At 73.1% G+C, this 11,691-nt stretch carries 10 protein-coding genes; 6 read left to right on the top strand and 4 right to left on the bottom strand.

All coding sequences use genetic code 11. The features are described 5' to 3' along the window. Positions 1 to 359 precede the first annotated feature (359 nt). On the bottom strand, positions 360 to 1,448 hold the full coding sequence (locus tag ABT247_RS26530; RefSeq protein ID WP_350746892.1) for a TOMM precursor leader peptide-binding protein: 1,089 nt from the start codon (positions 1,446 to 1,448) through the stop codon (positions 360 to 362). A gap of 255 nt (positions 1,449 to 1,703) precedes the next feature. On the opposite strand from ABT247_RS26530, the gene ABT247_RS26525 reads away from it, so the two are divergent. After that, on the top strand, positions 1,704 to 2,432 hold the full coding sequence (locus tag ABT247_RS26525) for a M48 metallopeptidase family protein (protein ID WP_392894394.1): 729 nt from the start codon (positions 1,704 to 1,706) through the stop codon (positions 2,430 to 2,432). 151 nt (positions 2,433 to 2,583) lie between these two features. Here ABT247_RS26525 and ABT247_RS26520 read toward each other — a convergent pair whose 3' ends face one another. Then, complete coding sequence (locus tag ABT247_RS26520; RefSeq protein WP_350746886.1) at positions 2,584 to 3,171, bottom strand: NUDIX hydrolase; 588 nt, start codon at positions 3,169 to 3,171, stop codon at positions 2,584 to 2,586. Next, complete coding sequence (locus ABT247_RS26515; protein WP_350746884.1) at positions 3,168 to 4,757, bottom strand: zinc-dependent metalloprotease; 1,590 nt, start codon at positions 4,755 to 4,757, stop codon at positions 3,168 to 3,170. The genes ABT247_RS26520 and ABT247_RS26515 overlap by 4 nt, the downstream gene beginning before the upstream one ends. Before the next feature lie 200 nt (positions 4,758 to 4,957). On the opposite strand from ABT247_RS26515, the gene ABT247_RS26510 reads away from it, so the two are divergent. The 4 genes from ABT247_RS26510 to ABT247_RS26495 all read left to right on the top strand — a co-directional run bounded on the left by ABT247_RS26510 (position 4,958) and on the right by ABT247_RS26495 (position 8,404). Then, on the top strand, positions 4,958 to 6,106 hold the full coding sequence (locus ABT247_RS26510; RefSeq protein WP_392894399.1) for an NAD-dependent epimerase/dehydratase family protein: 1,149 nt from the start codon (positions 4,958 to 4,960) through the stop codon (positions 6,104 to 6,106). 201 nt (positions 6,107 to 6,307) lie between these two features. Continuing rightward, positions 6,308 to 6,748, top strand: a complete 441-nt coding sequence (locus tag ABT247_RS26505; protein WP_350746881.1) for a molybdenum cofactor biosynthesis protein MoaE — start codon at positions 6,308 to 6,310, stop codon at positions 6,746 to 6,748. Between the two features lie 309 nt (positions 6,749 to 7,057). Further along, on the top strand, positions 7,058 to 7,249 hold the full coding sequence (locus tag ABT247_RS26500) for a hypothetical protein (RefSeq protein WP_350746879.1): 192 nt from the start codon (positions 7,058 to 7,060) through the stop codon (positions 7,247 to 7,249). A gap of 42 nt (positions 7,250 to 7,291) precedes the next feature. Beyond that, a complete protein-coding gene (locus ABT247_RS26495) occupies positions 7,292 to 8,404 on the top strand; it encodes a YlbL family protein (protein WP_350746876.1) in 1,113 nt (370 codons plus the stop codon). 71 nt (positions 8,405 to 8,475) lie between these two features. Here ABT247_RS26495 and ABT247_RS26490 read toward each other — a convergent pair whose 3' ends face one another. Then, a complete protein-coding gene (locus ABT247_RS26490) occupies positions 8,476 to 9,048 on the bottom strand; it encodes a PPA1309 family protein (protein WP_350746873.1) in 573 nt (190 codons plus the stop codon). Positions 9,049 to 9,307: 259 nt separating this feature from the next. On the opposite strand from ABT247_RS26490, the gene ABT247_RS26485 reads away from it, so the two are divergent. Beyond that, positions 9,308 to 11,691: UPF0182 family membrane protein (locus ABT247_RS26485; protein WP_350746870.1), on the top strand; the 2,384-nt coding region annotated here is incomplete at its 3' end.

Genomic DNA, 11,691 nt, shown 5'->3' with positions numbered 1-11,691 from the left:
CACACCTCCGCCCCCCCCCCCTCCCTCTCCTCCCGCCGGCCCCCGCCCCCCGCGCCCCCCTGCCCCAGGCAGGGCGCGGGCCATGGGTGCACCTGGCCGCGGGTGCACCTAGCCGTGGGTGTGCCTGGCCGCGGGTGCACGTCGCCGTGGGGCACCTGGCCATGGGTGCGCTTGGCCATCCGTGCACTGGGCCACGAGCTCACCTGGCCGTGGGCTCGCTCGGCCGGGCGGCTCGCCCGTCTCTGCTCCGGATCCAGGTCGGCCTGCTGCTGAGCCCCGCAGCCGCCGTGCCCGTTCCCGGGAAGCTTCCGCTCCTCCCTCCTCCCTCCCTTCCTCCCTCCACCTCGCTCGACGGCGCCTCAGCCCGGCGACTGCGGCTGCCAGAGGCAGCCGCAGTCCGGGTGTCCCCGCAGCCGCAGGCGGCGCGGCATGCCCTCGCTCGCCGACACCTCGCACCAGCCGTCGACGCTCGGGGGTCGGCCGCCGTCCAGGAACACCTGGGTGTGCAGGGCCGCCAGTCCGGCGACAGCCGTCGCCAGGGCCGTGTCGCAGGCCGGGGTGCGGGGTCGGCCCGGTCCGTTGTTCGCCAGTTGCGCCAGGAGCCGCGGCCAGGCGGCGTCCTCGTCCTCCCGCCGCAGCACCAGGCAGTGCCCGCACGCCGAGCGGCCCGGGATGACCAGCGGCCCGACGATGCCGAACTCCTCGACCACGCCGACGTACAGATGTGGCACCCCGGCCCGGAGCAGCAGTTTGGCCTCGTACGTCCCGCCGGCGAAGGCGGCGCTGCCGTCCCGGGGTGCGAGGACCACGAAGTCCGGCGGCGGGCCGTCGGGCTTCCGCCTCGGCAGGGGCACCAATGGCCGGCCCGCGGCCCGTTGCACGGCCTCCCGGGCGGCCGTGGAACGCAGCCGTCCGATGTCGGCGGGCGGCAGACCCGCGGGCGAGCAGTCGCCGGGTTTGACCCGCCCGCCGTCGGCCACCGTGACGGTGCCGGTGCCGGCCGCGGCGAGCACCGCCGCCACGGCGGCGCCGACCCGGCCGGCGCCGCGCACCTCGATGCGGGTCCCGGACCGGCGGGTCAGGACGGCCGGTGCGGCGCCCGGGCCGGAGTGGACCAGGGAGAGCGAGGCGAGGTCGGGCCCGAGGAGGTCCCGGTGGGGCTGGGGGAAGCGGGACAGTGCGCGCTCGGTCGCCTCCGCGTCGTCCAGCAGCCCCGTCTCCTCCAGTTCGGTCAGCAGGGTGTCGGTGGGGCCGCGACCGAGGCCGATCCGTTCGCCGGCCTCCAGGAGCTCGGGCCGGTCGCGCGTCCCGTCGACCAGCCCGAGGAACGTGCAGAGGGTCTTGTCGGCGTTGTCGAGCACGCCCGCGTAGCGGGTGACGGTGCCGAACTGCAGGGTGTCGGAGTCCCGCCAGCTGCGGGACAGAGCGGGCTTCAGAGCGAGGCGCACGGCGATCTCCCTTCCGATCGTTTCGGGACGGCTGACCGCAGCATGCCCCATGGCGCCGACCGCGTGCTGAAAGTTATCCACAGGTCCGGGCGCATGATCACACCATCCGTTCGCAGGCCCTGTGGATAACTGGTCCGCCCCCCGTAGGTCGGTTCCCGGGCACCCTCCGTCGGCCTTTCGTTCCCGATCGCTCCACGAAAGATTTCGGCCACGGCAGCGGACTTCTGTCAGTGGTACCGGGTAACGTCGTGTGCCATGGCAGCCGAGCGGGACTCCCGTCCACCGGCGTCGCGTCGGCGTGCCCGTGCAGCGTCCGGGTCCCAGGCGGCGGCGCCGAGCACACGCGGGCGCCCGGACGAGAAGCAGCACGAGGATCCGCCCAGACCGCAGCAGCCGCCCACCGGGGCGGTGCCGCCGGATCCGCACGACCGCAGCCGGGTGGAGGTGCGGCGCAGCGCCCGCCGCAGCCGTACCGTCTCCGCCTACCGCGAGGGCGATCGCACCGTGGTGCTGATCCCGGCCCGGATGTCGCATGCCGAGGAGCAGCGCTGGGTCGCGCAGATGCTGGAGAAGCTCGCCGCCCAGGAGCGCCGGCGGATCCTCGGGGACGACGCGCTGATGGCTCGGGCGCGTGAGCTGTCGGCCGCCTACCTGGGTGGTCGGGCCGTGCCGGTGCAGGTCCGCTGGGTGACCAACCAGAATTCGCGCTGGGGGTCGTGCACGCCCAGCGAGGGGACGATCAGGCTGTCGCACCGGCTCCAGGGGATGCCGGAGTACGTGGTGGACTACGTGCTGCTGCACGAGCTCGCGCATCTGCTGGTGCCGGACCACGGGCCGGCGTTCTGGGCGCTGCTGGAGGCCTACCCGCGGACGGAGCGGGCGCGCGGCTATCTGGAGGGTGTGGTCTCGGCGGCCCGGTTGCCGCACATCCCCGGTGCGCGGCACGGGGCCCCGGGCGGGGATCCGGCGGCCTCCTGCGGTTGAGGCCGGGAGCGGCGGGGTGGCGGAGCGCGGAGCCCGAGGCCTGGCTGGGCGGGGCTGGGACGGCCGAGCGGGCCGGCGGATCACCGGGTGAGAGGCGTCGAAAAAGGGGGCGCGGGCCGTGTCGGCCCGCGCCCCCTTTCCGTGTCGCACCTCAGCCGGTCAGTCGCCTCGCCCGGGCGACCAGGTCGCGCACCGAGTGGTCGGTGAGGTCCGGCAGCCGGTCGTAGTCGAACCAGCGGAGGTCCAGCGACTCCTCGCTGATCAGTGCCCGCGCTCCGGCGGGGGCCAGCGCGATGTACTGGACGTCCAGGTGGGTGTTCTCCGGCCGGTCCTTGCCGGCGCAGCGGACCAGGTGGCGGTCCAGCTTGGCCGGTACGGGGCTACCGTTCTCGCGCAGCAGGGTCAGGTCGGGGATGCCGGACTCCTCGACGGCCTCGCGGAGCGCGGCCGAGGCGAGGTCGGCATCGCCGGGCTCGCAGTGCCCGCCCATCTGCAGCCACCTGCCGACCTTGGGGTGCAGGGTGAGCAGCACCCGCCCGGCGGCCGGGTCGACGACCGCCGCGCTCGCCGTGATGTGGGCGGGCAGGCAGGAGCGGTACAGGCCCTCGGGCTGGTCGGCCAGGTGGGCCAGGTAGTCGCGGCGCAGCTGTTCCTGGTCCTCCTCGGCGGGCCGCCAGTCGGTCAGGGTGCGGACCGCGTCCGCGTGCAGGGTGGGCGCGGACGTGCCGGTGGCGGTCATGCGGTGGGCTCGCCCTTCCCGTCGGTGCCGCCCTCGTCGGTATTCGGCTGCTCGGTGTTCGGCTGGTCGGTGTTCGGCCGGTCGGTGCCGGACCGGTCGCTCCCGGGCCGGTCGCCCTTGGTCAGGTCGGGCTTGCCGGCCGCAGCCTCGCCCAGCAGCTTGTCGAAGGCGTCGAAGTCGATCCCGCCCTCCAGGTCGCCGCCGCCACCGCGGTGCACGAAGGCGTCCGGGTCGTCCAGGTCGGCGGCGGTGGGCAGCATGTCGGGGTGCTCCCAGAGGGCGTCGCGGCCCTCGACGCCGCGGGCGTCGGCGAGCAGCGCCCACAGCCGGGAGGCGTCGCGCAGGCGGCGGGGTCGCAGTTCCAGGCCCACCAGGGTGGCGAAGGTCTGCTCGGCCGGTCCGCCGGCCGCGCGGCGGCGGCGGACGGTCTCGCGCAGCGCGCCGGCCTGCGGCAGGTGGGGCGCGGCGGCCGCGTGGACGACGGCGTCGACCCAGCCCTCGACGAGGGCGAGCGCGGTTTCCAGGCGGGCGAGCGCGGCCTTCTGCTCGGGGGTGTCCTCGGGCTGGAGCAGGCCGCCGGCCAGGGCGTCCTGGAGGGCCTCGGGGTTGCTCGGGTCGAGCTGGCCGACGAGTTCCTCCATGCGGGAGGTGTCGACCTTGATGCCGCGCGCGTAGGCCTCGACGGCGCCGAGCAGGTGGGCGCGCAGCCACGGCACGTGGGCGAAGAGCCGCTGGTGGGCGGCTTCGCGCAGGGCGAGGTAGAGCCGGACCTCCTCGGCGGGCACGTTGAGGCCCTCGCCGAACTCGGCGACGTTCTGCGGCAGGAGGGCGGCCTTGCCGGTCGGGGCGAGCGGCAGGCCGATGTCGGTGGAGCCGACGACCTCGGCGGCGAGCGCGCCGAGGGCCTGGCCGATCTGGGTGCCGAACATGGCGCCGCCCATGGAGCGCATCATGCCCATCAGCGGGCCGGCCATGGCCTGCATCTCCTCGGGCAGGACGCCGCCCATGGCGTTGCCGACGCGTTCGGCGAGGGGGTCGACGAGGTCCTTCCAGACCGGGAGGGTGGCCTCGATCCATTCGGCGCGGCTCCAGGCGACGGCGGTGCCGGCGCCGGAGGGGAACTCAGTGACGCCGTCGAGCCACAGGTCGGCAAGGCGGACGGCCTCGGCGACGGCGGCGCGTTCCGCGGCGCTGACCGAGCGGTCCTTGCTCTTGCCCTCGGCGGGTTCGGCGACGACGGTCTGCCGGGCGATGTTGGTGGCGAGGTCCCAGTTCACGGGGCCGCCCTCGAAGGACAGCATCTGGCCGAGCTGCTGGAACGCCGCGCCGAGGTCACCGGGGTTGAGGCCGCCGAACATCGCGGCGAACGGGTTGTCGGCGCCGGCGCCGCCGGGGCCGCCCGGGGCGCCGGGCATGCCGAAGATCGCGCCGAAGGGGTTGCCGGCCCCGAAGCCGAAGGGCTGCGGGCCGCTGTCGCCCGAGCCGGCCGGGCCCTGGTCCTTCTTCTTCTGCGCGTCGTCGGGCTTGGCCTTGCCGTCCTCGGGCTCCTCGGGCGGAACGCCGAATCCGAAGGGAAGGTCGCTCACGGGGTCCTCGATCCGGTCGGCCGTCATACGGGTGGGGCGGGAAGTGCTGCCCGCCCGGGGCTCCGCTGGAGCGGGGGACTCGTCAGCGGCTCCCGCGCGGCGGGCCCGTGCCGGGTGCACCGCGGGGCCTTCGCCTCGGGCAGGATGGACGTACGTGACACACGTCCGTACGCACATAAGCTAACCGTGGAGGATGGCCGGTGAGTTCCCCGCCCTCGGACGTTCGCTCTGGGCTGACCGGAGGAGAGGACGCGTCGGACACCACGGCGTCACCGCCTCCAGCCTACGGCGGGCGGCCGCTGACCGTGGCCGTCACCGGTGCCGCGGGGGTGCTGGGCGAGCGGGTCGCCGCCCGGCTGGTGGCCTCCCCGCACGTGCGCAGGGTGCTGGGGGTGGACGACCGGCGCGGCGACGTTCCGGGCGTGCAGTGGCGGGTGCTGGACGTGCGCGACCCCGCGGTGGCCGAGCGGCTGGCCGGGGTGGACGTGGTGGTGCACCTGGCGATGGACTTCGGGATGGAGTCCGACCCGAGGGCCCGCAGCGCCTACAACGTGCGCGGCGCGCAGACGGTGCTGACCGCGGCCGCGGCGGCCGGGGTGCACCGGGTGGTGCTGTGCACCTCCGCGATGGTCTACGGGGCGCTGGCCGACAACGAGGTGCCGCTGGCGGAGGACTCCGAGCTGCGGGCGACCGAGGAGGCCTCGCTGGTCGGGGACCTGCTGGAGATCGAGCGGCTGGCCCGGCGGGCGCCGCGGGCCCATCCGGGGCTGCAGGTGACGGTGCTGCGCCCGGCCGTGGTGGTGGGCCCCGGGGTGGACACGGTGCTGACCCGGCACTTCGAGGCGCCGCGGCTGCTGGTGGTGGCCGGTTCGCGCCCGTGCTGGCAGTTCTGCCACGTGGACGACCTGGCGGCGGCGCTGGAGTACGCGGCGCTGGGCCTGGTCGAGGGCGAGGTGACGGTCGGCTGTGACGGCTGGCTGGAGCAGGAGGACGTGGAGCGGCTGTCGGGGATCCGGCGGATGGAGCTGCCGGCGGCCTTGGCGCTGGGGACGGCGGCCCGGCTGCACCGGCTCGGCCTGACCCCGGCTCCGGCGGGCGACCTGGCGTACACGATGTACCCCTGGGTGGTGTCGGGCAGCCGGCTGCACGAGGCGGGGTGGCGGCCGGGGTTCTCCAACGAGCAGGTGCTGGCGGAGCTGCTGGCCCAGGTGTCGGGCAAGCACGCGGTGGCCGGGCGGCGGCTGGGCGGCAAGGAGGCCGCGACCAGTCTGGGGGCGGCGGGGGCGACGGTGGCGCTGGTCGGTACGGCGGCGCTGGTGCGCCGGGCCCGCAAGCGGCGCAGGTTCTGACCCCGGGGCGCGCGTCCGGGCGGCGCGCGTCAGGAGCGGCGCGTCAGGGCGCGCGGTGACGTCGGGGCCGACACGGTGATGTCGAGGCCGGCCCTGACACGACCGGCCAGCCCAACGCGCGAATGTCACGATGCGAAATTCCCACATCGTGATGTGGAAACCCCTTGCCGGATTCCCGCCCCGATGGGGAATCATGGGGTCATGTCCGATAACCACGACCCCATCCGCCTGCTCGCGGTCCGCGACACCCCGCTCTCGCTGGACGAGGTGTACGAGGCGGTCGGCGACGACGCGGCCGGCGGCACCACCGTCTTCGTCGGGACGGTCCGTGACCACGACGGCGGCAAGTCGGTCGCCGCGCTGGAGTACAGCTGCCACCCCTCCGCCGAGCAGGAGATGCGCCGGATCGCCGAGAAGGTCGTCGCCGACCACCCGGTCAGGGCGCTCGCCGCGGTCCACCGGGTGGGCCGGCTGGAGATCACCGACAAGGCCGTGATCGTCGCCGTCTCCTGCGCGCACCGCGGGGAGGCCTTCGCGGCCGCCCGCCAGCTGATCGACGACCTCAAGCACGAGGTGCCGATCTGGAAGCACCAGGTCTTCACCGACGGCCAGGAGGAGTGGGTCGGCGCCGACGGCTGCTGAACTCCCTGCCGTCCCCGCTCGGTCCCCCGCTCGGGTCCCTCTCGGCCCCGGCTCGGCGTCCCGCTCTGCTCGGCCCCGTCCGGTCCGCGGCGGATGACTCCCGGCGGGGCGGCGGCGGAACCGGCCGCACACGCACCGCGTCCCTCGGGTCAGGCGCGCCGTCGTCTCACCCGAACGGGTCCGGACGGGTGCGCCGGATACTCCCTGGAAGTGAGCCGATCGGCCGTCCCGTAACCCGGACGGCGCCGGCCGCGTTGTCCGCCGGGATGGTTAATCTGCTCATAGACACGACGAGCTGGGAGTACTGACATGGGTGCGCTCGCCTGGCTGATCATTCCGGTTGTCGCCGTCCTGGCCGCCGCCGTCTGGGCCGGCTGGGCCCAGCGGACCCCGCGGGCCACGGGGGACCCTGCCTCGCTCGCCGAGCACCGGCGCTTCATGGCCGCGATGGAACGCACCACCGCGGGCACCGCCGCCCCCGGTGAGCGCTCCGGCCAGTAGCCCGGCGGGCACCGCGTCACCCGCGTCCCGTACTGTCGAGGCATGCCACGCCGCTCCGCGACGATGCTCGCTGCCACCCTGCTGCTCATAGCGCTGCTCTGCGTGTCGGTGCTGATGAAGGTGCCGTACACGGAGATGAGCCCGGGGCCGACGTACAACACGCTCGGCGACCAGGGCGGCAAGCCGGTGATCACCATCACCGGGCACGACTCGTACCGCACGAGCGGGCACCTCAACATGACCACCGTCCAGGTGACCGGGGCCAAGTACGAGCCCAGCCTGGTGAACGCGGTGGTCGGCTGGCTGCGCGACGACGTGCTGGTGGTGCCGCACGACAACGTCTACCCCAAGGGGCAATCGGACGCCGACGCCAAGAAGCAGAACGCCGAGGAGTTCGCCTCCTCCGAGGACAGCGCCCGCACCGCCGCCCTCAAGCAGCTGAACATCCCGGTCGGCAGCGAGCTGATCGTCAAGTCGGTCACCGCCGGTGCCCCCGCCGAGGGCCGGCTGCACGCGGGCGACCAGATCGTCGCCGTGGACGGCGCCGCCGTCTCCTCGGTCGACCAGGTGGTCGCCGCCGTCACCAAGCACAAGCCCGGCGAGTCGGTGGTCTTCACCGTGGTGCCGCGGGCCAAGGACACCTCGGGCGACGGCACCGCCACCCCGGGGGCCAGGACCGACGTCACCGTCCCGACCGTACGGGCCAAGGACCTCGACCCGAAGGCCCCGGCCGAGCGCGCCGACCTCGCGGTGGTCGGCATCGGCACCGGGATCCGGCACACCTACCCGTTCCAGATCGACATCGGCCTGCAGGACGTCGGCGGCCCCAGCGCCGGGCTGATGTTCTCGCTCGGCATCATCGACAAGCTCACCCCCGGCGGCGACCTCACCGGAGGCAAGTTCGTCGCCGGCACCGGCACCATCGACGACGACGGCAAGGTCGGCCCGATCGGCGGGATATCGATGAAGCTGATCGCCGCCCGGGACGCCGGAGCCCAGTACTTCCTCACCCCGTCCTCGAACTGCGCCGAGGCGGGCAAGAACGTGCCGTCCGGGCTGACCCTGGTCAAGACGGACACGCTGGACGGCGCGCTGAAGGCGCTGGAGCAGATCCGCTCCGGTCAGACCTCCGCGCTGCCGTCCTGCTCCAAGTAGCCCGGGCGGCCACCCGGCTACCACCCGGCCACCCCCGGCCACCCGGCCGGCCGGGACGGGCCGCGCGACGGCTACGAGAAGGTGGCCAGCAGCGCGTCGGTCAGCCCGGGCACCAGGTCCGGGCCGGTCAGCACCTCGCGGGCGCTGTCCTTGGAGCGCAGCCGCAGGGCGATCTCCTTCTTGCCGTCGCGCAGCACCGCGGCGGTGATCCGCACCTCCTCGCGCTTGGGGTGGTTGGCCACCCACTCGGCGAGCTGGGCGTCGCTGGCGCCCCGCGGACGGGACTGCTCGGCGCCCGGCGGCAGCATCAGCCGCTCGACGACCAGGGCGCAGCCGGCCACCGAGTCGGGCCAGGCGATGGTGCCGAGGAACTTGTCGAGCTCGGTGCCGGCCGGGATCTCGTCCTGCTCGACCGGGGTGAGGCCGGCCTCGTCGCCGTCGGCGAGGCCGAGCTGTTCGGCGATCCTCGGGTCGGCCTTGCGCAGGGCGGCGCTGTCCACCAGGGCGAACAGCCGGGCCGGGAGGTCCCAGCCGAGGGTGGCGGCGTACTCGTCGATCTCCAGCGCGGCCCGGGTGAGGGGGGTGGCGGCCGGGAGCTTGGAGACGTCGTCGGGGGAGTTGTTCAGATCAGGCGCGTCGGACATGACTCAATCCTCACACGTCGGGCGGGCCGCATCCGCACAGGTCGGGCGGTCGGCATCCGCACAGGTCGGGCGGGCGGCGCCCGGCCGGGCGGCGCGAGGGGCGGGGCGCGGTCATGGGGAGGAAGGGTGGCGGCGGTGTCGGGGAGCAGCGTCGTAACCGTCTGCTAACGGTGGGAACTAGGCCGAAGCCTGGTTAAGTTGCTCTGACGACCGACCGATTCCCAGACGACACAGCTGAGGTGCCACCGTGGTATTCCAGATGCCGGAACGCTCAGGGCCGGGTTTCCGGCGAAGGGTGGGGCCGCCCTCCCGGCGGGCGCGGGTCGCCCTGCTGACCCTGGGCGTGCTCGCGGTGCTGTTCCTGCTGTTCGTCATGTTCGCCGGGTTCTGGACGGACTGGCTGTGGTTCAGGTCGGTGCGCTACTCCTCGGTGTTCACCACCCAACTGTGGACGAAGATCGGGTTGTTCGGGGTCTTCGGCCTGCTGATGGCGGTGGTCGTCGGCTTCAACGTGTGGCTGGCGCACCGGCTGCGGCCGCCGCTGTCGGCGATGTCCGTGGAGCAGCAGAGCCTGGACCGCTACCGGGCGGGCCTGGCGCCGTTCAAGCGGTGGGCGCTGATCGGCGTCTCGCTGGTGATCGGCCTGGTGGCGGGCGCGGCGGCGTCGGGCCAGTGGCGGACCTGGCTGATGTGGACGAACGCGACGTCCTTCGGTGAGAAGGACGCCCAGTTCGGCATGGACGTCTCTTTCTACGCCTTCGACCTGCCGTTCTACGAGTTCGTGCTGGGCTTCGCGTTCAGTGCGGTGATCGTCTCGCTGCTGACCTCGGCGCTGGTGCACTACCTGTACGGCGGGCTGCGGCTGCAGGGCCCGGGCCGGCGGGCCAGCGCGGGCGCGCAGGGGCACCTGGCGGTGCTGCTGGGCGTGTTCGTGCTGCTGAAGGCGGTGGCGTACTGGCTGGACCGGTACGCGCTGGCGGTGAAGACCGGCTCGTACAAGGGTGTTTCGGGGTGGACGGGGCTGCGCTACGTGGACGCGAACGCGTTCCTGCCGGCCAAGACGATCCTGTTCTTCGTGGCGATCATCTGCGCGGTGCTGTTCTTCCTGACGCCGATCCGCCGCACCTGGGCGCCGGCCCTGATCGGGCTGGGGCTGATGGTGCTGTCGGCGGTGCTGATCGGCGGGCTGTACCCGGCGATCGTGCAGCAGTTCCAGGTCAAGCCGAACGAGCAGGCCAAGGAGACGCCGTACATCCAGAAGAACATCGACGCCACGCGCCGGGCGTACGGGATCGCGGACGCGCAGACGACGCAGTACAGCCCGCAGGGTTCGACGAACGCGGACGCGCTGAAGCCGGACGCGCAGACCGTCTCGGACATCCGGCTGCTGGACCCGAACATCGTGTCGCCGACGTTCCAGTCGCTGGAGCAGCAGCGCAACTACTACGCGTTCCCGAGCACCCTGGACGTGGACCGCTACGGCACGGGCGACGGCAAGCAGGACAGCGTGGTCGGCCTGCGCGAGCTGGACCTCAACGGGGTGCAGCGCAACTGGATCAACGACCACTTCAAGTACACCCACGGCTACGGCGCGGTGGTCGCCAAGGGCAACCAGGTCGACGACCGCGGCCAGCCGGTGTTCACCGAGTCGGGCCTGCCGGCGACCGGTTCGCTGGGCGACTACGAGCAGCGGATCTACTACGGCGAGAAGACGACGACGTACTCGATCGTCGGCGGCTCGAACAAGGAGATCGACTACACCGATCCCAAGACCGGCCAGAACGCCGAGTACACGTACACGGGGGACAGCGGGGTCTCGCTGAGCAACCCGCTCACCCGGGCCGCGTACGCGGTGCGCTTCGCCGAGCCGCAGATCCTGTACGCGGGGGCGATCAGCGACGGCGCGAAGGTGATCTACAACCGGACGCCGAAGGAGCGGGTGGAGAAGGTCGCGCCGTGGCTGTCGATCGACGCCGACCCGTACCCGGTGGTGCAGGACGGCCGGGTGGTGTGGGTGCTGGACGGCTACACCACGTCGGACGGCTTCCCGTTCTCCTCGAAGACGACGCTGGGCGCGGCGACCAAGGACTCGCTGACGAACCAGCGTGGTGAGCTGCTGACCGTCGCCAACCAGGTCAACTACATCCGCAACTCGGTCAAGGCCACGGTGGACGCCTACACCGGCGAGGTGAAGCTCTACCAGTGGGACGAGAAGGACCCGGTGCTGAGGACCTGGATGAAGGCCTTCCCGGGGACGGTCGAGCCGAAGGCGGACATCCCGCAGTCGCTGCTGCCGCACCTGCGCTACCCGCAGGACATGTTCAAGGTGCAGCGCGACCTGCTGGGCCAGTACCACGTGACCGACGCCAACTCCTTCTTCAACGGCAGTGACATCTGGCAGGTCCCGGTGGACCCGACCAGTGACACCAAGCAGGTCCAGCCGCCGTACTACGTGACGGTGCGGATGCCGAACACCAGCGCCGCGAGCTTCTCGCTGACCAGCACCTTCGTGCCGAACCAGCGGCCGAACCTGGCGGCGTTCATGGCGGTGGACGCGGATCCGGGCGAGGACTACGGCAAGATCCGCATCCTGAAGATGACGGGGGAGAGCGGGGCGCCCGGGCCCGGCCTGGTGCAGTCGAA

The organism is Kitasatospora sp. NPDC001539, assembly GCF_040298565.1.
Lineage (GTDB): Bacteria > Actinomycetota > Actinomycetes > Streptomycetales > Streptomycetaceae > Kitasatospora.
The sequence above is the reverse complement of the archived record's forward strand: the minus strand, read 5'-3'. Positions and strand labels throughout refer to the sequence as shown.

Bases quoted from the DNA above. Each gene is read 5' to 3' on its own strand.
- ABT247_RS26505 (WP_350746881.1), top strand. From the start codon at position 6,308: ATGTCCGATAACCACGACCCCATCCGCCTGCTCGCGGTCCGCGACACC.
- ABT247_RS26495 (WP_350746876.1), top strand. From the start codon at position 7,292: ATGCCACGCCGCTCCGCGACGATGCTCGCTGCCACCCTGCTGCTCATA.
- ABT247_RS26520 (WP_350746886.1), bottom strand. From the start codon at position 3,171: ATGACCGCCACCGGCACGTCCGCGCCCACCCTGCACGCGGACGCGGTC.
- ABT247_RS26525 (WP_392894394.1), top strand. From the start codon at position 1,704: ATGGCAGCCGAGCGGGACTCCCGTCCACCGGCGTCGCGTCGGCGTGCC.
- ABT247_RS26490 (WP_350746873.1), bottom strand. From the start codon at position 9,048: ATGTCCGACGCGCCTGATCTGAACAACTCCCCCGACGACGTCTCCAAG.
- ABT247_RS26500 (WP_350746879.1), top strand. From the start codon at position 7,058: ATGGGTGCGCTCGCCTGGCTGATCATTCCGGTTGTCGCCGTCCTGGCC.